At 61.1% G+C, this 21,013-nt stretch carries 18 protein-coding genes; 5 read left to right on the forward strand and 13 right to left on the reverse strand.

Annotated features, from left to right (window positions below; translation table 11 throughout):
- Nucleotides 1-34: 34 nt before the first annotated feature.
- The 11 genes from ACILSE_RS03430 to ACILSE_RS03480 all read right to left on the reverse strand — a co-directional run bounded on the left by ACILSE_RS03430 (nucleotide 35) and on the right by ACILSE_RS03480 (nucleotide 14,542).
- On the reverse strand, nucleotides 35-1,834 hold the full coding sequence (locus ACILSE_RS03430) for a right-handed parallel beta-helix repeat-containing protein (protein ID WP_395715949.1): 1,800 nt from the start codon (nucleotides 1,832-1,834) through the stop codon (nucleotides 35-37).
- 79 nt (nucleotides 1,835-1,913) lie between these two features.
- Complete coding sequence (locus ACILSE_RS03435; protein ID WP_395715950.1) at nucleotides 1,914-3,272, reverse strand: hypothetical protein; 1,359 nt, start codon at nucleotides 3,270-3,272, stop codon at nucleotides 1,914-1,916.
- A gap of 9 nt (nucleotides 3,273-3,281) precedes the next feature.
- Nucleotides 3,282-4,448, reverse strand: coding sequence for an SGNH/GDSL hydrolase family protein (locus ACILSE_RS03440; RefSeq protein WP_395715951.1), 1,167 nt, complete (start codon nucleotides 4,446-4,448; stop codon nucleotides 3,282-3,284).
- 360 nt (nucleotides 4,449-4,808) lie between these two features.
- The gene (locus ACILSE_RS03445) at nucleotides 4,809-6,038 is read right to left on the reverse strand and encodes a hypothetical protein (protein WP_395715952.1); all 1,230 of its coding nucleotides are present in this window, start codon (nucleotides 6,036-6,038) and stop codon (nucleotides 4,809-4,811) included.
- Between the two features lie 174 nt (nucleotides 6,039-6,212).
- A complete protein-coding gene (locus tag ACILSE_RS03450) occupies nucleotides 6,213-7,316 on the reverse strand; it encodes a hypothetical protein (protein WP_395715953.1) in 1,104 nt (367 codons plus the stop codon).
- Nucleotides 7,316-8,725 (reverse strand): MBOAT family O-acyltransferase, encoded by a 1,410-nt coding sequence (locus ACILSE_RS03455; protein ID WP_395715954.1) that lies wholly within the window; start codon nucleotides 8,723-8,725, stop codon nucleotides 7,316-7,318. The genes ACILSE_RS03450 and ACILSE_RS03455 overlap by 1 nt, the downstream gene beginning before the upstream one ends.
- Before the next feature lie 4 nt (nucleotides 8,726-8,729).
- Complete coding sequence (locus ACILSE_RS03460; RefSeq protein WP_395715955.1) at nucleotides 8,730-9,191, reverse strand: hypothetical protein; 462 nt, start codon at nucleotides 9,189-9,191, stop codon at nucleotides 8,730-8,732.
- Nucleotides 9,188-10,174 carry a hypothetical protein gene (locus ACILSE_RS03465; protein WP_395715956.1) on the reverse strand — a complete coding sequence of 329 codons (987 nt, stop codon included), beginning with the start codon at nucleotides 10,172-10,174 and terminating at the stop codon, nucleotides 9,188-9,190. The genes ACILSE_RS03460 and ACILSE_RS03465 overlap by 4 nt, the downstream gene beginning before the upstream one ends.
- A gap of 28 nt (nucleotides 10,175-10,202) precedes the next feature.
- Nucleotides 10,203-10,439, reverse strand: a complete 237-nt coding sequence (locus ACILSE_RS03470) for a hypothetical protein (RefSeq protein ID WP_395715957.1) — start codon at nucleotides 10,437-10,439, stop codon at nucleotides 10,203-10,205.
- 156 nt (nucleotides 10,440-10,595) lie between these two features.
- Nucleotides 10,596-13,181, reverse strand: a complete 2,586-nt coding sequence (gene clpB / locus ACILSE_RS03475; protein ID WP_395715958.1) for an ATP-dependent chaperone ClpB — start codon at nucleotides 13,179-13,181, stop codon at nucleotides 10,596-10,598.
- Nucleotides 13,182-13,354: 173 nt separating this feature from the next.
- Nucleotides 13,355-14,542, reverse strand: coding sequence for an AI-2E family transporter (locus ACILSE_RS03480; RefSeq protein WP_395715959.1), 1,188 nt, complete (start codon nucleotides 14,540-14,542; stop codon nucleotides 13,355-13,357).
- A gap of 64 nt (nucleotides 14,543-14,606) precedes the next feature.
- On the opposite strand from ACILSE_RS03480, the gene ACILSE_RS03485 reads away from it, so the two are divergent.
- On the forward strand, nucleotides 14,607-15,470 hold the full coding sequence (locus ACILSE_RS03485; RefSeq protein ID WP_395715960.1) for a M48 family metalloprotease: 864 nt from the start codon (nucleotides 14,607-14,609) through the stop codon (nucleotides 15,468-15,470).
- A 5-nt stretch (nucleotides 15,471-15,475) separates the two neighbouring features.
- On the opposite strand, the gene ACILSE_RS03490 is transcribed toward ACILSE_RS03485, so the two are convergent.
- On the reverse strand, nucleotides 15,476-16,933 hold the full coding sequence (locus ACILSE_RS03490; protein ID WP_395715961.1) for a sulfatase-like hydrolase/transferase: 1,458 nt from the start codon (nucleotides 16,931-16,933) through the stop codon (nucleotides 15,476-15,478).
- Nucleotides 16,934-17,035: 102 nt separating this feature from the next.
- On the opposite strand from ACILSE_RS03490, the gene ACILSE_RS03495 reads away from it, so the two are divergent.
- The 3 genes from ACILSE_RS03495 (at nucleotide 17,036) to ACILSE_RS03505 (ending at nucleotide 19,219) form a co-directional block, all read left to right on the forward strand.
- Nucleotides 17,036-17,821: a hypothetical protein gene (locus tag ACILSE_RS03495; RefSeq protein WP_395715962.1), complete on the forward strand. Its 786-nt coding sequence runs from the start codon at nucleotides 17,036-17,038 to the stop codon at nucleotides 17,819-17,821.
- Nucleotides 17,822-17,836: 15 nt separating this feature from the next.
- A complete protein-coding gene (locus ACILSE_RS03500; protein ID WP_395715963.1) occupies nucleotides 17,837-18,565 on the forward strand; it encodes an ABC transporter ATP-binding protein in 729 nt (242 codons plus the stop codon).
- Nucleotides 18,566-18,697: 132 nt separating this feature from the next.
- On the forward strand, nucleotides 18,698-19,219 hold the full coding sequence (locus ACILSE_RS03505; RefSeq protein WP_395715964.1) for a glutathione peroxidase: 522 nt from the start codon (nucleotides 18,698-18,700) through the stop codon (nucleotides 19,217-19,219).
- A gap of 4 nt (nucleotides 19,220-19,223) precedes the next feature.
- Here the strand turns inward: ACILSE_RS03505 and recO are convergent, their stop codons facing one another.
- Nucleotides 19,224-19,772 carry a DNA repair protein RecO gene (gene recO / locus ACILSE_RS03510; protein WP_395715965.1) on the reverse strand — a complete coding sequence of 183 codons (549 nt, stop codon included), beginning with the start codon at nucleotides 19,770-19,772 and terminating at the stop codon, nucleotides 19,224-19,226.
- A 47-nt stretch (nucleotides 19,773-19,819) separates the two neighbouring features.
- On the opposite strand from recO, the gene prfB reads away from it, so the two are divergent.
- A protein-coding gene (prfB, locus tag ACILSE_RS03515) for a peptide chain release factor 2 (RefSeq protein ID WP_395715966.1) occupies nucleotides 19,820-20,969 on the forward strand; the annotation gives its coding sequence in 2 pieces (ribosomal slippage) (nucleotides 19,820-19,906 and nucleotides 19,908-20,969; 1,149 coding nt in all).
- Nucleotides 20,970-21,013: the final 44 nt, after the last annotated feature.

A 21,013-nucleotide genomic window follows, 5' to 3' on the forward strand; every position in this document is an offset into this window, starting at 1 on the left:
GACGGAGAATGATTCGGCTAAAGCCGAAGCCACTTTATGGGTCCGTGAGCGGTCGGTTGTCTTTCACGACGATGTCTTGGCACTGTTTCAGCAGCACCGGCTGCGAGTCCTCCTGGGGCGATGCTTTGCCGCTGAGTGCACGGGGTTTGCCGGAGTTTTCGAAAGTGTTGCCCGTGATGCTGCCGCCGGACACGAGGTTGAACTCAATGGCGCGTCGGCCTGAGTTGAGGAAGCGGTTACCTTGCACGGTGAGGTCGCTCAGCAGCGGCGTGCTGGCGGCGTGGTTCAACGACTGAAAACCGGCCGCCAACGCCACGCCATCGGGATGGATGGCGACATCTTCGAAGACGTTGTCGAGGATGCGGATGCCCTGACAGATGCCGCCTTCGTTGCGGGTGAAGAAATTGCTCGCCAGGACGATCCCGGAGCCGATGCGGGTGAAACGGCAATTGCGCAGCGTGCCACCGTGGCTGCCCTGAATGAGGAACCGCTGGTAGCAATCGCGGAAATCGCAGTCGCGGACTTCCCAGCCGTTGTTTTGCCAACGCGGATTCTCCGCCACAGCCCGGGCCAGTGGCGCGGCATCGCGGTCGAGCGTCAGCTCGGGATGCTTCGCCGATTCGACGACGGCGCTTCCCAGCGGTGCGCCGGTTTGCGCGCCATAGAACTGCAGCCGATCACCGGGATGCGCGGGCATCTCGGAGTCGCGATGCAGCGTGATCGTGCGGCCTGAGACCTTCTCGATATAACCCCAGAGGCCGTTGAAGTTGATCAGGTCATCGGTGGTGTGCAGCATGGTGCAGCCATCGAGCGTGCTGCCACGCTCCATGCCGCCGCTCAGGAAGCCATCGGAGCCCTGCCAGTGACAGGTGCCCGGACGCGGGCCGAAGTAGCAGCCTTTCCAAAGGTGCCCGCCGCCGCCACGCGCCTCGAGCAGGCATCCTTTGGTGATGTAGTTGCTCACGCCGATGAACTTCATGCCCGTGCAGCCGATCACGCCAATCGCCGTGGTGGAGGTGCGGATCAGGCACAAGCCATCGCCCACTTGAAGCGTGCCGCTGGTGCCATAAGCACGCATCCATGCGGGATCGTTGTTGGCCTTCAGCAGTTCGGATTTGGCATCCAGCACCACCCAAAAGCGCCCCTGCGCCGTGCCTGGCTCCACGCGGCTAAAGTTCAACCCCGCCTGGCTGCTGACCTGAAAGGAATAGAAAGCAGCGCAGAACGTGCCGTCGCCATTGAAGGGCACCAGCCGCCCGCTCGTGGTTCCGCCGGACTTCGTGAGATCGAGCGTGCCTTGCGTCGCCTCGATCTCGATGCGGTTTCCGTCCGTGTCGATCTGCGTGATGCGACCCTCCATGCAACCACGCGGATCACGATCCAGCGTGGCACCCTCCAGTGTCACATGGCTGCAATCGACAAAGCCAAGCGCGAAGTGATTGCTGGGCCATGGGTCCGGCGGCAGATCGAACCAAAACGTGACCCCATGCGCGAGGATGCGAAACGGCTTCGCGGAGTCGCGCTTCAAGCCGCGAAAATCCAGCGCATACACCGGACCGTCCTTATCCCAAGTCTCCTGTCCAAAGCGATAGTCCCCCGGAGCCAGCGTCACCGACTCCGCCCCCGCCTCAAACGCCTTCCGCACCATCGGCACGACCTGCGCTCCCTTCGCCCGCTGCGCCTCCTTCTCCGCCACCGTGAACTCCGGCCCGGCGGGCAGATCAAAGCTGAAGCGATACTCCGCAGCCGGTGGCGGCGAGACATGATTGCGAGCATCAGCGGCATGGAGCGAAGTCAGCGGCATAGCTGCGAGGAATAGAAGCGTGGATCTCATGAAAGTGGCTGCGGGTTCGCTTCGCGGCTTCGCAGTAGCCGCATGGTATGGCGGATTCGGCTAAAGCCGCAGCCACTTTTTACGGCTCGATCTTCAAGAGCTGCCCCTCTTCGATGAGCATCGTCCCTTCGACGCCGTCCAGGGTGTAATCGACCTTCAATTGCTTCTCGATGCCCTCCGCCGGATCGCCAAAGTTTTCGGCGGTGGCGTGAACGGGGAGTGCCTCCTCGACCCAATCCGCGATCTTTTGCGTCACGTTGACCACGGCGTTGTTGGCGAGGTCGCCATAGACGGCGTTCTTGATCACGAGGCGCGTGTTGGCCTCGCGTTTCACGGGTTTGAGCATCAGGAAAGGGTTTCCGATCATCAGAATACCGGAGACGATGTCACCCGGAGTTTTGTCGCCCATCGCGTGCTCGATCTCGTGCGCTTGCTTGCAGGGAAGATAGGCTTTCCCGAGGTAGTCACCGGCTCGCAGACGATGGTAAATGAGATCATCGAAACCGACGCCACCACTGCGGACCTGACCGACGACCGCCTGGCCGAGGTGCTTGCCGAAAACCCAGCTCAGGCCGCAATTGGGGCCGTTGTCATCGTGTTCGGTCTTGATCCAGTTCGCCGCGAAACAGCCGTGGCTGATGGTGATGAGCGATCCCGTCTTCAAATCGAAGATTTCCTGCGCCATGAGATCCTCGTCAAACAACGCGTGTCCCGTCTCATCCGAATGCAGCGCCACGCAAGTGAGTGAGTAAGTGTGCTTCTTGAGCGCCTCCAGCGCCGCCTTGTGCGTGCATGACTTGCCCTCCAGGATCGTCACATCACCCGGCGCAGAAAAGCGGGTGCCACCTCGCCTCTTGAACCAATCGCCAGTCCCCGCCCAATCCTCCGTTGGCTCCTCGGAGCTGAAGAGCAGCGTGCGCAGTTCGGGCACGACTTTGCCCGTGTAGTAATCGTGCGTCTTCGCAAAGAACCGACGCAGCGCAGGGACGTCATCGTGGTTGGCCTTTTCGGTGGCGCGGATGTTGGCGACCCAGAGTTTGAGCTGAGGTTTGCCACTGTAGGCCTCGTCCACGCCATCCTTGTTGTTGTCCACGAACCGCAGATCGAAGTCCTCATAGTAGAGCGGATTGGGATTCGGATGCTCATGCATGAAGAAGCGGTGCATGGGCATCGCGCCAATGAGGATGACACCGCTGATGCCACTTTGGTCATGCAGGCTCTTGATGGCCGCTCGGACTTCCGCAGGCGTCTGCCAATCGCGGGCCACGACATGCAGCTTCACGGGAAAGCGCTGCTCCACATCGGCAACGTAAGTGCGCAGAGGCTCCGCGAGCGCTTTCAGTGTCGGCTCGCGCAGCAGGATCACCACACGATCCGTCTCCTCGGCGAGCAGTGTCGAGGCGACGAGAAGATGGAGGAGGGTGAAGATGCTTTTCATCAGTCGTGTCTATTCGAGCGCCCCGGCGGCACCGACGGACCAAATCTTCACCTTGGCATTTGATCCGGCGGGCACTTTGCTACCTGCAAAGTCGATACGCACGTTGTGCTCGCCTGCGGGTAAGTCATCGGCGAGCGGCAAACGGTTCGGACTGTTTTTCAAGGGCTGCGCTTGGCCGCAGTCGATGGAGAAAGTGGCGAAGGCTTCGGAGTCCTTATCGATGTCGTATCCGACGAAGAGCAACTTGCCCGCGAAGCCAAACTCGATGCTGCCATCGGTCGAAGCGGGGCTTTCCCACTTGGTGTGGTCCGCGTTTTGGGTCCAGCCGATGTTTTGAGTGGGCTTCAAGTCGGTGCCTTGGGCATAGCGACAGGTGGCGAAGAGGTCGGTGATCATCGGCGCGGGGAGGTCCGCACGGCTCGCAGTGGCACTCGATTCGGGCTTGGCGTTCACGTCATTGAGCAGCGCGATCAAAAGCTCGGAGGCGAGGATGTGTCCGGTGTCGTTTGGATGCACCACATCGGCATACATCGTCTCCCACACCGCACGTCCGCTGTAAATCTCCGGCCACCACGCATCGCGGAAACTGACCATCGGCAGGTCATAGTGACGACCGAGCATGTGCTGCGTCTCCTGGGCGTTTTCGCCCTTCCGCTGCATGAAGAACAACTGCACCAAGGCTGGCTGCTGCGGCTCGCGAAGGATCTGCCGCAGCACGCCCTCGTAACTGCCCCAGAACATCGGCACCGGATGATTGTCGTTCACGGCATACTCCACAATCACGAGGTCCGGCTTCTTGCTCAGCACATCTCGTTGCACACGCATCGCACCATAGAGCGAGTTCGTGCCGCCGATGCCTGCATTCACAAAGCGCACCTTCGCCTTCGGAAACGTCTTCGTGAACCAATCCGCCACCCGCGCGATGTAGCGATTTTTCGGGTCCTTCGTCTGCAAGCCGCCCGCCGTGATCGATCCCCCAATCGCCGCCACGCAAATCTCCTCCCCACGCCGCGCCTTCGCCATCACCGCCGCCAATCGGCTCACATCTCCTTGGGAGACAAGGCCTCGCTGCTTGATGGATGGCGTGGTCACAGGTGACTCCGCATGAACCACGGCAGTGAGTTGAAACGAGATGCCCGTGAGCAGGGCGAGGCAAAGGGGCGAGATATTGATCATGGAGGCAAGAGCATGGACGCAGAGAAATCGAATCGGAGACAGACCGGTTCATTTCCTCGCTCGCATTTCTTAGCAGCCCGCTCATTGAAATCTACCTCCGTAGTGCGTTGATCAGCTCATCCACTTGTTCAGCACATCCTGTATCTGGAACCGGTTGTAACCGCCGTGGGCACTCATGCCGTTGGAGTTGTTGCTGGTGCCCGCGAAGGCATATTGAAAGGTGGCCCGCACAATCCTCTGTGCTGGGTTTTGGGGTAAAGGCAGCCGCACAGGGGACTGTGCGGACCACTTTGACTCGATACCGCAAGGCGCATGGGCAGCCTTGGAACGCGGGAAAGTGGCTGGGGCTTTAGCCGCAGATCATCGAGATGATTCGGCTGAAGCCGAAGCCACTTTGCAGAGCCTTGCCATTTCCTCAGCGGTCAACGCCCGATCAAACACCGCCACGCCGCCGATCCAGCCGGTGAAGCCGACGCTGCGGCTGCTGTGGATGACGCGGCCGATGGTGAAGGGGCCGCCGCTTTGGGCGTCTTTCGGCGTGTAGAGGTCGTGCGGATACCACCAGGGGTTCAGGCGCAGCGCCACGAGATCACGGGCGACCTCTTTTCCACCGCGCAGGATGACTTCGATCTTCGTGAAGCGATGCTCGCGCAGCTCGACGCGTTCATCGGCGGAATCGCGGAGCACTTTCACGCTCAGCGGCTCGGCTTCAGGCGGGTTGTAGTATTGGTCTTTCGGGAATGCTTCGTCTTCGCCGTCTTGTTTGCCCGGCAGCTTCGCGTAATGGCCCTGCATGTAGGCGTTGTAGGCGTAGGAGATGAGTTTGTCCTTCTTCGGGTTGTCGAGCCAGCGATCACCGGAGACGCCGTTCAACCAGCCGGTGAGTTCGTCTTTCTCATGATCAAAGGTCATCGCAAAGCACTGCCAGGACTTGTCGAGCACCTCGGCAGGCGAATCAGCAGCCACTTCGGGCGAGAGATCGGCGGAGTTGGATTTGTGCAGCGCATACTTGTTCAGGAAGGAACTCGCTCCGTTCTCCGACACATGGCCGCAGGCGCTGCCTTGCTTGTTCAGGCCGGCAAAGAGCGCGTATTGTCGCTGCCCGCGCTCCACCTTCGCGATGGTGGTCGTGGTCTTTTCCTTCAAATCGGTGCCCTCATGCCAAATGCCCGCCAGCGCATGATTCCCACTCTCGCGGATCGCCCACACGACCACCGTGACCGACTTGCCCGCGCCCTTGATGTCGAGCGGCGTGTCATGCAGCCGCGAGCGAGGCACGAAGAGGAAGGGCCGGAAGTCAGCATCGGTTTCTTTGACGATGCGAATGGCATTCCCAAACGGCCCACGACCTAATTGCGGAAAGTCCGCATACGTCGCCTCACGACCCGCGCCCCAGTAGTCTTTGATGTAGTTCGCGGCATCGAGCGGGTAGTCCGTCTTCGCTCCAGCTGGCACATGCGCCGTGAAACGCTTCTGACCGTCCGCTTCACGCTTCACAAAATCCCAGAAAGCGACGAGTCCAGGTGTGCTCGTGACCGTGGCGACGGGTCCGGTAATGCTATCTGCGGAGTAGGCGCAGAACACGGACATGAATAATAGGGTGAGTAGGCTTGATGACTTCATTGAAAGAGTAGGAACTGTGCCGCCACCCTGTTCATGGTAGAGCGTTGATTGCGGGCATTGAAATAGAATATAAGAGGTGTCGCGTCCAGGCTGATGAAGGCTGTTGAGTCGGCCTTGATGCCGATACAACGGAGAGATGTATCATGGCGGGGTGAGTGAAGTGGTTGGAGGAAGAGGAACAATTTGCCAACCTTCCATGCCGAGTCGGAGGTCGCGTTCGGTGAATTCCCAAAGGACGACCTTCGCCGTCACGAGGAGTTCCGGCCTGCGGAAAAGCTCCTGACGAACAAGCGTGGATGCTCCACCGTCATTCACCAGACTGGCAACAGGATGACCGAGTTGCCGTGCAAGATGGGCGATGAATCCGGCATCTCGCGGTTCGTCGGTTTGGAAAATGCGCGAGAAGCTGTCGCCGAGCACGAGCACCGGCGCAGTCAGGGTCGAGGTGCCGGGGATTTGCGTGGTCTCGATGTGCTCAGGGGTGAGTCCTGATTCGATAACAGGCGACTGAAGCATCTTCACGAGGTCGCCATGGGCATCGACCGTGACGGCGCGGGTTTCAAAACGGGCCTTACCGCGGGTGCCGATGCGCTCAGCGACAGCCTGCGCCGCAGCTTCGATTCCGTGCGGGGACCAGTGCGTGTCCTGCCTTAGGTAGTAGGGAAAGCGGCTGATTTCCCGATAGCGTGCAAAGAGGTCCACGACCTCGACGCCTGCGGCCGCGCAGCCATCGAAGAACTCGCGGGTATCGGGATAGATGATGCGCTTCGGCGGCTCGCTGCCGGACGAGAGCCATTGCGGATAGACGCTCTCCTTGTTTGGCACCGGCATGACGATGAGACGTATGCCGCGGGCTGCCAAGGTATCGCGGAAGGCGGTCACCGCAGCGATGGCATCCCGTGCCGTGCTTTCGCCGGGCTGGCGACGCTGGGTGATGGCATTCACGCCGGGCGTGTAGAACATCCAGCCGTTTCGACCGACGTGAACTTTGGCTCCGCCATCATTCAGCGCAAAGAACTGAGCCGCCTGCATCCACGGGCGAAGCGTGCGGGCCGTCACGCTCGCATCTTCCAGCGAGCGCTCGAATGAAGCGAGCGAGGCGCGGGTGGGGCGCTCAAGGAACACCCGGAGCACTCCGGGCGTTTCGCCGCGCCGCCATTCCACCACACACTGCGTCACGGGCACAGCGGCGAGCAGTGTCAGGAAGGCGATGATGAGTGCGCGGCTGGCTGCGGTGGAGTTCATCAAAACTGAAAATAGAGAAACGGATTCGACGACTGTGAAATCATGGCGAGCAGCGCCAGAATGAACACCAGCAACACGACCGCGATCTTCGGCCACGTCACGGTTTCGCTCCACTCGTGAGCCTGCCGACGGGCGAAGAGAAAGCATAAGGCGACAGCCATGACCGCGAGTTTGCCCGGCGCGAAAAGCTGTCCGGCCAGCAGCGCACCAACCTCCGACGACCCGCCACCGCCGAGCATGGCACGAAAATATAACAGTGCATCGCCCAGCGTGGCCGCGCGAAACCACACCCACGAACCCAGCACGAGTAAGAACGTTGCGGCGATGCGCACGGGCTTTGGCAGCCGCTGATAGGCCGGTCGTTTTCCCGCCCACCGCTCGGCAATGAGCAAGCCGCCGTGCCACGCGCCCCACACGATGAAGGTCCAGTTCGCGCCATGCCACAACCCGCCGAGCAGCATGACGATGGCTAGGTTCGCATAAGTGCGCGTCGTGGTGCCGCGGTTTCCTCCGAGCGGAATGTAGAGATAGTCGCGCAGAAAGGTGCTCAGCGATATGTGCCAGCGCCGCCAGAAGTCCGTGATGCTCTCGGCACGATACGGCGCGTCGAAATTCTTCATGAACTCGAACCCGAACATCCGCCCGAGGCCCACGGCCATGTCCGAGTAGCCGCAGAAGTCGAAGTAGATTTGCAGCGCATACGCCACCACTCCGAACCACGCTCCCACGGCATCGAGTGACTGCGCGCCGAACGCGGCATCGGCCACCGTGCCGAGCGGATTGGCGAGCAGCACTTTTTTGGCAAAGCCGAGAATGAAGAGCGTAATGCCCGAGGCGAATTGCGCCGCCGAGTGGGAGCGGTCGCGCAAGTCGTGTTCGACGGTGTTGTAGCGGATAATCGGCCCGGCGACGGACTGCGGGAAGAGCGCGATGTAGCAGGCGAAGTCGGCGAACGACCGCGCCGCGCGTGCCGTGCCGCGATAGACATCCACCGCGTAGCTGAGCGCGTGGAAAATGTAGAACGAGATGCCGATGGGCAGCACCACCTGCCAAACGGGAACGCCCCCGACGCCGAATGCCGCGAGGATGTGGTTCAGGTTCGTCTGCAGGAAGACGAAGTATTTGAAAAAGCAAAGCGTCCCGAGGCTGAGCACCACCGCGGAGGCGAGGCTCCAGCGTCGCTGCCCGGGTGTTGTGCCAGGGCGGGCGATGAGTCTGCCGCAGACGTAGTTGACCGCAGTCACGCCGGCCATCAGCAGGACAAACCACGGGTTCCACCAGCCGTAGAAAACGTAGCTTGCGAGCAGCAGCCAAGCATTCCGCCATCCCGAACGCGCCGGCAGCGCGTAGTATCCCGCCAGCACCAGCGGCAGGAAGTAGAAGACGAAAAGGTAGCTCGTGAAGACCATGCGCTCAGTCCGCCGGATTGGTCCACACCGCCCAGTAAGCGGGGCCGTCGTGCTTTCCGAAATACTTGTCCACAATGCCGCCGAGGTAGTGCTCATCCATCGGCGTCTCCAGTGCCATGCGATGGGCCTCTCCCGCGCGGAATTCGCGCAGCGTGCCGCCGATGTCCTTCACTTTCCTGTCAGCCGCTTCGGCGCGCGGTTTCCACGGGTTGTAGTGGCCGACGAAAATGACCGCGCCCTTATCCAAAGTGCCGCGATGCACGGCGGTGACTTCGTATTTCAGAATGACCGCGTAATCGTAGAGGTCGCGTTTGAAAATTGCGCCCTCGGGCACTTCGACAAGGCGCGCAGTGACCTCCACGGTGCCGCGCGCGGATAGCTGCGGGTCGGGCGCAGCAGGCTTCTTGTCGCAGGCAACAACGACGATGCTGACGAGCAGCAGGGAAAGGAAGTGGCGGGCTCTCATCTGGTGAACGTGATTTCGTGATAGGTCCAGCACGGCTCCCAGCCTTTGGGCAGTGTGAGCACAGGACCGCTGCGGGCTTTCGGATGCAGTTTGCGCAGCGCCGCACTGTCACCGCCGATGACGGGCGCATCGGCGAGACGCATCAGCGCCATCGGCGCGCCGCCATTCGCGGGGTCGCCGTCCTCCTGCGGATTCCCGGTGAAAAGCACATATTTGCCGTCCGGCGAGACATGGCCGCCATAGATGTGCCGGCCATCCTCGGCATAGACGAGCTGCGGATTTTTCCCGTCCGCATCGGCCATCCATAGCTGTGTCCAGCCGGCCTTTCCCTGCGCCACGTCGGATGCGTGGCGATTGGAAAAAATCATGCGCTTGCTATCCGGGAACCAATCGGGCGTGCAGTTGTCCGTGGTGCTCACGGAATTGGTCTCGCCGGTCGTCGCATTCATGCGGGCCACGCTCCATGCGGTGCCGAACGAATTCGACACCCCGCTGAGCCACTTGCCGTCAGGCGACCACGTGAGCTGCTGGAAGAAACCGCTGCGCTTCAAAGTGCGCGTCACCTTTCCCGTCGTCGCATCGGCGAACGTCACGCCCTTGAGCGAGAGGCAAACTAACTCCTTGCCGTTCGGGCTCCAGCTCGCCCACGGCAAGTCGCCCTCGCCGCCCAGCACCCTCGCATCAGTGCCGTCGCTGCTCGCGACCACGGGCACGCCCTGACGTCCGTAGTCGTTGCCATCGATATTCTCACCGCGAGCCAGCCGCCGGAAGAGCACACGCGTGCCGTCGCGGGAGAACAGCGGATAGGATTCATTCGCGTCCGGCGTGTTCGTGATGTTGCGCCGCTGCGAGCCGTCGGGCCGCATGAGATAGACGTCCCAGTCGCCCATCTCAGTCCGCGCCGGGAACACGATCCAACCCTTCCCCCGCACCTCTGCAGCCAGCGTGTCGTCGTCCGCGTGGAGCACAGCGGGGAGAAGCATGGCGCACAGGCAGGCAAGCATGCGGCGGTCAGTCGATATAAATGAATTCATTGGCGTTGAGCAGCATGTGGCAGAAATCGATGAGCACCGCGGTGATCGACGCCATCACAGCAGCCGGACTCGCGTCGCAAACGATCATATCCGCATCTTCCGTGAGTGGAAGGCCCCGCGCAAGGCTCGTGAAAGCCGCTGGCTGACACCGCAGCGAGGAGTTGTGCAGGACTGGCTGCACCACCCGCCAGCGTGGCGGTGAGAAAGTGACCACGAGAGGCGGGTAAGGCTTCCCGAAGGTTTCGCCTCTCAAATTCACGATCACAGGCCGATTTTCGCGAGATTTGCGAGGCTTTCCCTATGCGTCCTCATTCGGAGGTGCTTCGAGGATGTTTGATAGACATCCAAAGAAGCACAAGGCGGCACTTCGTCACCTCTTCTCAAACACCACCTTCCCGCCCTTCAACTGCGCGGTGATGTGGTCGCCTTCTTTGAAGTTGCCTTCGAGGACGGCGAGGCTCAGCGGGTCGAGGAGGTGCTTTTGGATGGCGCGTTTGAGGGGGCGGGCACCGAAGACGGGATCGAAGCCGGCATCGGCGAGGTGGCGGGTGGTGTCGTCGGTGACGGTGAGGTGGATGTTCTGCTTCGCGAGGCGGTCGATGACGCGCTGGAGCTGGATTTTCACGATCTGGTCGAGCTGCGCGGCGTCGAGGCGGTCGAAGATGACGATCTCGTCGATGCGGTTGAGGAACTCGGGACGGAAGAACTGCTTCAGGCTGTCGCGCACCAAGGCGTCGCGCTGCTCGGGATTGCTGACATCCTGGATGGCGGCGCTGCCGATGTTGCTGGTCATGATGAGGACCGTGTTCTTGAAATCGACTGTGCGGCCTTGGCCGTCAGTGATGCGACCGTCGTCGAGCACCTGGAGCAGGGTGTTGAAGACATCCGGGTGCGCTTTTTCGACCTCGTCGAACAAGACGACGCTGTAAGGACGGCGGCGCACGGCCTCGGTGAGCTGGCCGCCTTCTTCATAGCCGACGTATCCGGGAGGCGCACCGATGAGGCGGCTGACGCTGTGCTTCTCCATGTATTCGCTCATGTCGATGCGCGTCATGGCGTTGTCGTCGTCGAAGAGGAACTCGGCGAGCGCTTTGCAAAGCTCCGTCTTGCCGACGCCGGTGGGGCCGAGGAAGAGGAAGCTGCCGATGGGGCGATTCTCATCCTGAATGCCCGCACGGGCACGGCGCACGGCATTGCTGACGGCGGTGATGGCGTCCTTTTGCCCGATGACGCGGGCGCTGAGGCGTTCCTCCATTTTGACGAGCTTTGAGCGCTCGCCTTCCTGAAGACGTGAGACGGGAATGCCAGTCCAGTTCGCGACGACGCGGGCGATGTCTTCTTCGGCGACTTCTTCACGCAGAAGCGTGTTCGCGGTTCTCGGTTCGCGGTTCTCGGTGGGGGCGGCTTGGAGCTTCTTCTCCAAATCGGGGATGAGGCCATATTGGATCTCACCAGCGCGGCCGAAGTCGCCTTTGCGCTGGGCTTGTTCGAGTTCGGTGCGGAGGCGGTCGATCTCTTCTTTGACCTTCCGACCGGCCTGCACGGCCTCTTTTTCCTTCATCCACTGCGCTTTGAGGGCGGAGGACTTCTCTTTGAGGTCGGCGGTCTCTTTGTCGAGCTTTTCGAGGCGGGCCTTGGAGGCGGCGTCCTTCTCTTTTTTCAGCACCTGGCGCTCCATCTCGTGCTGCATGATCTCGCGCTCGATGACGTCGATCTCCGTGGGCATGGAGTCGAGTTCGATCTTGATGCGGCTGGCGGCCTCATCGACGAGGTCAATGGCCTTGTCCGGCAGGAAGCGGTCGGTGATGTAGCGATTGCTGAGCGTGGCGGCGGCAATGATGGCGCCGTCTTGAATGCGCACGCCGTGGTGGACCTCGTAGCGCTCCTTCAGGCCGCGCAGGATGGCGATGGTGTCCTCGACGCTGGGCTCACCAACGAGCACAGGCTGGAAGCGGCGCTCGAGCGCGGGGTCCTTCTCGATGTACTTGCGATACTCGTCGAGCGTGGTCGCGCCGATGCAGCGGAGCTCACCGCGAGCGAGCTGGGGCTTGAGCAGATTGCCCGCGTCCATCGCGCCCTCAGCCTTGCCAGCGCCGACGATGGTATGCAGCTCGTCGATGAAGAGGATGATCTCGCCTTCGCTCGACGTGACCTCCTTCAAGAAGGCCTTCAGGCGCTCCTCGAACTCGCCACGGAACTTCGCGCCGGCCATCATGCCGCCGAGGTCCATGCTGATGAGGCGCTTGCCCTTGAGCGAATCCGGCACGTCGCCGGCGACAATGCGTCGCGCGAGACCTTCCGCGATCGCCGTCTTGCCCACGCCGGGTTCGCCAATGAGCACGGGGTTGTTTTTGCTACGGCGGCTGAGCACCTGCATGACGCGGCGGATCTCCTCATCGCGACCGATGACGGGGTCGATCTTGCCCTGCTTCGCGCGAGCAGTGAGATCGGTGCCGTATTTCTCCAACGTCTGATATTTGCCCTCCGGGTCCTGATCGACCACGCGCTGCGATCCACGCACGGCAGTGAGGGCCTTCGAGACCGTGTCATAAGTCAGCCCGGCCTGCTTCAGCACATCAGAGAGTTCCGACTTTGTTTTGAAAAGCGCCAACAACACATGCTCGACGCTGAGGTATTCATCCTTGAGCTTCTTTTGCTCGTCCTCGGCCTTTGTCATGAGCTCGCGGAACTCACCGGAAAGGTAAAGGCCGCCAGAGGCGCCGGATACCTTCGGCAACTTGGCCAGCACGCCCTCGACGCCGCTCTTCAAAGCCTGCGCGGCAGAAGGATTGACCGCGGCTTTTTCAAACAGTGGCGCGGCGATGCCGCCTTCTTGTTCGAGCAGGGCGGTGAGAAGATGCACAGGCTTCAATTCCTGCTGCCCATGCCGCGTGGCGACGGATTGAGCGGCATTGAAGGCCTCTTGAAGCTTCACGGTGAATTTTTCGGGGGACATGGTTGGTCAGGTGGTTGGTTGTTTGAACACTTCTTTGCTAAAAGCATGCCACAGGCATGCATGCGGCTGCCAACCTTGATTTGTCGAGGCTACGGCGTGTTTTGAGGTGTCTGGCAGTCCTCTTCACAAAGAGGCTCGATGGCACAAGTGTGCTGCAACAATAGGCAGACGCGTCACTTCTGCCCAGGGATCTCCGTGCTTGCTCCGCTGCCAATTGTCTCGCCTTCGTTGAGGTGCAGGTCGTAGCCTGCGACCTCGACTTCGCCGTGGCGCACTTTCTTCTTCGCCATGGCGACGGAGATCCATTGAAACTCCGCGCTGTTGTCGAGCAGCACCTTGAGCACCATCGTCAGCGGCACGGCCAGGAACATGCCCAGCGGGCCCCACAGCCAGCCCCAGAAGATGACCGAGAGGATCACCACCAACGGCGAGATGCCGAAGCGGTTCCCGAGCATCGTGGGCTGCACGAAGTTATCGAGGCAGAAATTGATCCCGCCGTAACCGATGGCAACTAAAACCGCGGTCACAGGCCCGTGCTGGACGAGCGCCTCCACAATCGCGGGAAGCGAAGCCGCCGTGCTGCCCACCGCCGGGATGAAATTGAAAAGGAAGGCCAGCAGGGCCCAGAGCAGCGGGTAATGCAGGTCGAAGAACCAGCACCAAAAGCCCGCCAACAGTCCTGTGAGCGCGCTGATGAGCGTTTTCACGCCGAGATACTTCTGGATGTCGTCCGCGCTGCGCATCAGGCCGGTGAAATCCGGTCCGCCGGAGAGGTTCACCGCCTGGAGCCGGCTGTGGGTGCCCCGCGCCTCCATCAGTATGAACATCATCACGATTAGCGTCATGATGAAGCTGGCGAGCACGGTGGCCAGTGTGCCGAAGGTGCTCCCCAGAAATCCCGTGAGATTGCTCATCACGTCCTGCTGCGTGGCGTAGCCGACCAGGGTGTTCCAGTCAAAGATGCCGCTCATGGTGGTCTTCGCGCCTTCCACGCCCTTTAACTCCAGCCATGCGCCGATGTCGTTCGAGTACTGTTCCAGTCCGCGCAGGTAGCGAGGCAGGTCGGCCCAAAAGCTGATCAGCAGGCGCACACCCACGGTGAGCAATCCTGCCAGCACGCTCAGGTTCACCAGCATCGTGGCCCCCAGAGCCAGGCCCGCGGGCACGCGGTGCCTGCGCAGCCAGCGCACAAGCGGATAGCTCAGCACGGCGAGAAAAAACGCATAAGCGACCGGCACCAGCACGCCGGCGGCAATTTTCAGTCCGGTGAGGACGATGAACAGGCACGCGAGCGTGACCACTGCCTGCGAGCCCTTGCGGCCCCAGTCCACCACTTGCTCGTGCTCCTGAAACAACGACATGCTTCTGCCATGCCGCAAATTCGTCGCTGGCTCAAGGTTTTTCCATGCGGTATAAGCAGGCCGCATGATCTCCACGTTCCAACGTCTGCTGCGAGCCGGGCTGGCCTTTTTTGATGGTGATTACCGCGGCCGACGCGGCTGCACCATGCATCCGCGCGTCCTGATGGCCCTGCTCATCATTGGGGGCACGCTCGCCTATCACTGGCTCGGCACTACAGAGTATCAGAACGAGTTCACCGGCCGCACGCAGAAGCTGGCGCTAGCCACGCCGCAGGAGGAAATCGCCCTCGGCCTGCAATCCTCGCCGCAGATGATCCGCGAGAGCGGCGGCCTGTCACGGGATGCCGCCGGACGCGCGCTCGTGGAGCAGGTGGGTGCGCGTCTGATCGCCTCCACCGCCGCGAAACAGACGCCATACCGGTTTCAGTTCCATCTGCTGGCCGACAACCAGACCGTGAATGCCTTTGCGCTGCCGGGCGGGCAGATTTTCATCACCGAGGCGTTGTTTCGAAGGCTCAAGTCAGAAGACCAGCTCGCCGGAGTGCTCGGGCATGAGATGGGGCATGTCGTTGGCCGCCATTCGAACGAGCAGATGGCGAATTCACGGCTTTGGAGCGGGCTGGCACAAGGGCTGGGCGTGCTGCTCTCCGACGGCCACAACAACACCGGCGCGCAGATCGCGCAGATGGTGGCGCAATACAAGGTGATGAAGTTCAGCCGCGATGATGAGTCGGAATCCGACGCGCTCGGCGTGCGTTTTATGATCCAGGCAGGCTACGAACCCGAGGCGCTCATCGGAGTGATGGAAATCCTCGCGGAGGTCAGTGGTGGCGCCGGCCGCTCCGACTTCATGAGCTCGCATCCGAGCCCTGAGAACCGCATGGAGCGAATCCGCGAGGTGATCGCGCAAGAACGGGCGCGGCGGTGATCAAATCATGGCGCCATGCCCAGCGGGCGGTTCTCCGCGCCCTTCGTGCCTTGCAGGGCATCGCCCAGCTCTTTGCGTGTGGTTTCCGCGAGTGCCCGCAAGCGTTTCACGATTTCAGGATGCTCCGCCGCGATGTTATGTAATTCACCTGGATCGTCTTTGAGGTTGAACAGCGACAGATCGACGTTCTCCACGCGATAACCATGCCGCGAGGCGATGCCCGCGATGCCGCTTTGCATGATCGATTTCGGCTTCATCTGGCCAAACTTCGCCGGTTTGCCATCGCGGCCTGGCTCGCCATCCACGGTGATGTAAGGATGCGGGAAATGCAGCTTCCACTCGCCGCTGCGCACGGCCTGCAACTCATCACCGCCGTAAAAAAACAAGGCTTCATGTGGCGACTTCACCCCGGCTCTTCCTTCGAGCAGCGGCAGGATGTCCAGACCGTCGATTTTGCGCTCCGAGAGCTTTCCGCCGGCCAAACCGGCGATCGTCGGGAGCAAGTCGATTTCCATCACCGGCTCATCGCAAACTTTGCCCGCAGGCACACGTCCCGGCCAGCGGGCGATGAAAGGCACGCGCACGCCACCCTCAAAGGTCGTCAGCTTGCCCTCACGCAGCGGCTTCGCGCTGCCCGCATGGTTGCCGTAGCTCAGAAACGGGCCGTTGTCGGAAAAGAAGATGACGAGCGTGTCGCGTTCGAGGCCGCAGCGCTGGATCGCATCGAGAATCTTGCCCACGGACCAGTCGAGTTCCTCCACGACATCGCCGTAGAGGCCCGCGTCCGATTTTCCGCGAAACGCGTCGGAGGCGAAGATCGGCACATGGGGCATGACATGGGGGAGGTAGAGGAAGAAAGGCCTGGATTTGTTGCGCTCGATGAAGCTCGTCGCCCGTTCGGTGAAGCGGCGGGTGAACTGGCTTTGGTCAGGATCGGTCTCGATGATTTTCAAGCCATCGTAGAAGGGCAGGGGAGGCATTTCCTTCGCGAGCGACGGGTGGTACTTGCTGTTGTCGTTCGAATAGGGAATTCCGAGGAATTCATCGAAGCCGTTCTGCAGCGGATTAAACATCGGGTAGGTGCCGAGATGCCATTTTCCAAAGGCACCGGTGGCGTAGCCGGCCTCACGGCACATCTCAGGCATCAGCAGCTCGTCGGGATGAATGCCCTCCTTGCTCGTGTGATTCAGCGCGCCCTGCATGCCGACGCGGTTCGCATAGCAGCCGGTCATGAGCGAGGCCCGCGACGCGCTGCACACCGCCTGCGACACGTAGAAACTCGTGAGCTTCATCCCCTCCGCCACCATGCGGTCGATGTTCGGCGTCTTGATCCGCGTGTTGCCAAAGCAGCCGAGATCCGCGTAGCCGAGATCGTCGGCCAGAATGATCACGACGTTCGGCGGTCGCGTTTCGGCGGCGGAAACAACGAGCGAGATGAAAACGAAGGCGAGCAGCAGGCGCATGGGCGCATCGTGGCAAGGCTGCGTGATGATGGCGAGAAAGTTTTCGCCTGAATGCCGCAAGGCTTGCCAGCGCGGAGGTTTCCTGCCAAAACACGGCGAAACATGATCTGGCGCGCGGCGGCAGTTTTGACGGTGCTTTTCTGGGCGGTGATGTCCGGACTGCTCGTGCGTGATGTCTATTTCCCCGAGGCTTCACGTTTTGCCGTGGTGCCGCCCAAAGTGGTGATCGACTTGTTTTTGCGCCAGTCGGACTCCTTTGGCAGCCAGCTTCATCTGTATCATCACCGCGAGAAGATCGGCCACGCGAGCTTTCAGGTCAGCCAGCGCATCAAGCCGAATCACCAGACGGTTTATGACATCCTGGCGCGTGGCGTGGTGGAGCAGCCGGACGGTGAAGACCGCCGTCATGTCGAGGCATCCTGGAGCGTGGCCTGCATCCTCGCCGACGCCGAGCGCTGGCAGCATCTGACCATCTTTGCGGACTTTCCCCGACGAGATGCCAGTCTGAGGATGTCCTGGAGCGACAATCAGGGCGCGCCCGATCTTCTCGTGAAACAAGGCCGGCGTGTCATCATGAACTCGCAGGATGTGAAGCTTCTTCTCGGCGGCGGCCAGGAGGGCCTGCTTGCGCTGCTGCCCATGCTCGCAGGCGGCATGCCGGCTGGAGGCGCGGGCCCGAACGCGATGAAGCTCCAGGCGCGCGAAGGGCTGATGATGCTGGCCGGACGCGAGCGGAAGTGCTTTGTGCTCACATTGCCGCTGTTTGGCATGCATGAGGTAAAAATGCTCTTCACTGAAGCCGGGGAACTGGCCCGCATTGACATGCCGGATGGCTACTCGCTGCTGGAGCCGACCATCAACGGGCTGCAGGAAGGCGGACACCGGTAGATTTTTTTCACACGCATGATCGAGATCGAAAACCTCATGATGAACTACGGCGACCTGCGGGCGCTCGATGGACTGAACCTCACGATCCAGCCCGGCGAGCTGTTTGCCTTCCTCGGCCCGAACGGGGCGGGCAAGACGACCGCGATGAAGCTGCTCACCGGCCTCATGAAGCCCGACGCTGGCCGTGTGCGCCTTTGCGGCCACGACATCCAGCAGGAGCCGCTGAAGGCGAAGGCGCTGCTCGGCTACGTGCCGGACGTGGCCGTCTTTTATGAAAAGCTCACGCCGTTCGAGTTCATGGACTTCATCGCGGAGCTGTTTGAAATGGATCGTGACCACGCGGCGGCGCAGACGAACGAGTTGTTCACGAAATTCGCGCTGCACGAGCACACGCGTCAGCGCATCGAGAATCTCAGCCACGGCACGCGTCAGCGTCTCGCCATCGCCAGCGCTTTGCTGCATGATCCGAAAGTCTTTGTGATCGACGAGCCGATGGTCGGCCTTGACCCGATCCACGCGCGCACGGTCAAGCGCGAGATCAAGGAGCGCAGCCAGCGCGGCACGACTGTCCTCATGAGCACGCATCTGCTCAACATCGCCGAGGAGCTCGCCGACCGCATTGGCATCATCAATCACGGCAAGCTCATCGCGCTCGGCACGCTGGCCGAACTCCGGGCGCAGCATGAGCGGCACGGCCAGCGGCTGGAGGACATCTTTCTCAGCATGGTGGAGCACAAGGAATGACGAAACCAGAATGGCGAATGACGAATCAATGATGAAGTCCGATTGAACCAAGATTTGAAGCATTCGGGCCTCATTCGGCATTCCTCATTCTGGTTTCGTCATTTTCCTCTCCGCGCACGTATACCTCAGACCATGAAAACCATTCTTCTCTCCCTCCTCATGACCTCCCTCGCCATCGCTGCTGATTCCAACGTCCAAGACATCACTGTCAAAGACATCGACGGCAAGGATACAGCGCTCAAGGCCTACGCGGGCAAAGTATTGCTCATCGTCAATGTCGCCAGCGAGTGCGGCTACACACCGCAGTATGCCGGTTTGCAGGCGCTGCATGAAAAGATGGGTGGCAAGGGGCTCGCCGTGCTCGGTTTTCCCTGCAACGACTTCGGTGGCCAGGAGCCTGGCAGCGAGGCCGCCATCAAGACCTTCTGCACCGAAAACTACAAGGTCACCTTCCCCATGTTCTCCAAAGTTTCGATCAAAGGCGATGCGAAGCACCCGCTTTACGCCGCTTTGCAGTCCAGCGCGGGCGAAGTCGGCTGGAACTTCGAGAAATTCCTCGTCGGCAAGGACGGCAAGATTTTGAAGCGTTTCGGCTCTGACGTGGAGCCTGACTCGCCCGAATTGTTGGCAGCCATTGAAGAGGCGTTGAAGTGACTTCTCAAGTCTTCTCCGCCATCCAGTCAAACACCTGCCGCCTCTGCACTGGCAGCTTGCGTTGAAAGCTGTCTTCGATCGCGGTGGCGGCCAGGCCGCTTTCACCTTCGGGGATGATGCCTAGCATTTCGGCGAGGCGTTGTTCAAAGCGCATGATCAGCGCTGGCACGGGATCCTTTGCGCCGAGGTAGTCGAGCGCTTTGACGAGGAGTTCGTGAATGTCCGGGATCGGAGAGCCGGTTTCGGCGACGAGCGCGATCAATTTGACGAGATAGGTGGCGGCAAGCACGCGGCCGTAGCTTTCACGCAGGCCGAGACGCGGATTTGTCCACCGAGCCTCGGCCAGTGTGTGCAGATCGCTGGACTTGCTGCGGACGAAGCGGAGTTCGGCGGACACGAAGAGGTCCAGAACGCCATTGAGCGGTGATTTTGGCCGCAGCGCGCCCTTCGCCATCGTTTTGAAGAGCCCGATCTCGGGCGAGCACCATTGCACGATGAGGCTGGTCTCCGCGTAGCGCGTGCGTCCGATCAGAATGGCCTCCGTTTTCTCCATGATGACAAAGGCGTTGAACTCACGCGCCCAGCCGCTATTTACCCCGTATGGAAAACTCCAGCAAGACCATCCTCACCGACCTGCAATCCCTCGACACCGCCGCCCTGAAGGCCCGCCTGGGGGAGCTCCGGAGGTATCTTTGACGTCCCGAAATTAAAGGACGAGCTGGCAATGCTGGAGGACCGCATGGGCGCCCCCGGCTTCTGGGATAACGCGAACGCTGCGCGGAAGATCATTGACCGCGCAAACGTCATTAAAAAGAAGATCGGTCCTTTGACCGACCTTGAATCCCGCGTGAATGACTTCGACGGGCTCATCGAGCTCGGCAAGGAGGCCGGGGACATGGAGACCTGGCGCGAAGTCGAGCAGGAATACAAGAAACTCACCGGCGACATTTCCGCTTACGAGCTCGAGCTGCTTCTCTCGGGGCCGTTTGATCGTGGCAACGCCTTCATCACCATTCATTCTGGCGCGGGCGGCACGGAGGCCTGCGACTGGGCGGACATGCTCATGCGCATGTATCAGCGCTGGTGCCAGCGCAAGGGCTACAAGGTTGAGTTGATCGACCATGAGGCCGGTGACGATGTCGGCACCCGCTCCGCCACGCTCGAAGTCATCGGCGAGAACGCTTTTGGCTTCCTGCAAACCGAGCGCGGCGTGCACCGCCTCGTGCGCATCTCGCCTTTCGACGCCGCGAAGAAGCGCCACACGTCCTTTGCCTCCATTGATGTCACACCTGACTCCGAGGACGACATCGACATCCAGATTCGCGAGGAAGACCTCAAGATCGACACTTACCGTGCCGGCGGCAAAGGCGGCCAGAACGTGAACAAGGTGGAGACGGCCGTGCGTATCACGCACATCCCCAGCGGCGTCATCGTCGCCTGCCAGGTGGAGCGCAGCCAGCCGAAGAACCGCGCCAAGGCGATGGCGATGTTGAAGGCGAAGCTTTACCAGATCGAGGAAGACAAGCGAAAGGCCGAGTTGAACAAGCAATACGGCGAGAAGAGCGACATCGGTTGGGGCTCTCAGATTCGCAGCTACGTCTTCCAGCCCTATCAGATGGTCAAAGACCTTCGTACCGGCGAAAAGACCAGCAATATCTCCGACATCATGGACGGCGACCTTGATGCCTTCATGGAAGCCATGCTCCGCGGCAAGAAGGCCGGCGAAGGAGACAAGGATGAGGACGTGTAGATCCTGGATGCTTGATCCCGCATGCCGGATGGAAGACAATCCTT

The sequence above is a fragment of the Prosthecobacter sp. genome (assembly GCF_044236155.1).
GTDB lineage: Bacteria > Verrucomicrobiota > Verrucomicrobiia > Verrucomicrobiales > Verrucomicrobiaceae > Prosthecobacter.

Bases quoted from the DNA above. Each gene is read 5' to 3' on its own strand.
- ACILSE_RS03490 (WP_395715961.1), bottom strand. From the start codon at position 16,933: ATGCGCCTGCTGCTCGCCTTCGTTTTCATCTCGCTCGTTGTTTCCGCC.
- ACILSE_RS03500 (WP_395715963.1), top strand. From the start codon at position 17,837: ATGATCGAGATCGAAAACCTCATGATGAACTACGGCGACCTGCGGGCG.
- ACILSE_RS03430 (WP_395715949.1), bottom strand. From the start codon at position 1,834: ATGAGATCCACGCTTCTATTCCTCGCAGCTATGCCGCTGACTTCGCTC.
- clpB (WP_395715958.1), bottom strand. From the start codon at position 13,181: ATGTCCCCCGAAAAATTCACCGTGAAGCTTCAAGAGGCCTTCAATGCC.
- recO (WP_395715965.1), bottom strand. From the start codon at position 19,772: ATGGAGAAAACGGAGGCCATTCTGATCGGACGCACGCGCTACGCGGAG.
- ACILSE_RS03480 (WP_395715959.1), bottom strand. From the start codon at position 14,542: ATGTCGTTGTTTCAGGAGCACGAGCAAGTGGTGGACTGGGGCCGCAAG.
- ACILSE_RS03505 (WP_395715964.1), top strand. From the start codon at position 18,698: ATGAAAACCATTCTTCTCTCCCTCCTCATGACCTCCCTCGCCATCGCT.
- ACILSE_RS03455 (WP_395715954.1), bottom strand. From the start codon at position 8,725: ATGGTCTTCACGAGCTACCTTTTCGTCTTCTACTTCCTGCCGCTGGTG.
- ACILSE_RS03465 (WP_395715956.1), bottom strand. From the start codon at position 10,174: ATGCTTCTCCCCGCTGTGCTCCACGCGGACGACGACACGCTGGCTGCA.
- ACILSE_RS03445 (WP_395715952.1), bottom strand. From the start codon at position 6,038: ATGTCCGTGTTCTGCGCCTACTCCGCAGATAGCATTACCGGACCCGTC.
- ACILSE_RS03440 (WP_395715951.1), bottom strand. From the start codon at position 4,448: ATGATCAATATCTCGCCCCTTTGCCTCGCCCTGCTCACGGGCATCTCG.
- ACILSE_RS03495 (WP_395715962.1), top strand. From the start codon at position 17,036: ATGATCTGGCGCGCGGCGGCAGTTTTGACGGTGCTTTTCTGGGCGGTG.
- ACILSE_RS03460 (WP_395715955.1), bottom strand. From the start codon at position 9,191: ATGAGAGCCCGCCACTTCCTTTCCCTGCTGCTCGTCAGCATCGTCGTT.
- ACILSE_RS03435 (WP_395715950.1), bottom strand. From the start codon at position 3,272: ATGAAAAGCATCTTCACCCTCCTCCATCTTCTCGTCGCCTCGACACTG.
- ACILSE_RS03450 (WP_395715953.1), bottom strand. From the start codon at position 7,316: ATGAACTCCACCGCAGCCAGCCGCGCACTCATCATCGCCTTCCTGACA.
- ACILSE_RS03485 (WP_395715960.1), top strand. From the start codon at position 14,607: ATGATCTCCACGTTCCAACGTCTGCTGCGAGCCGGGCTGGCCTTTTTT.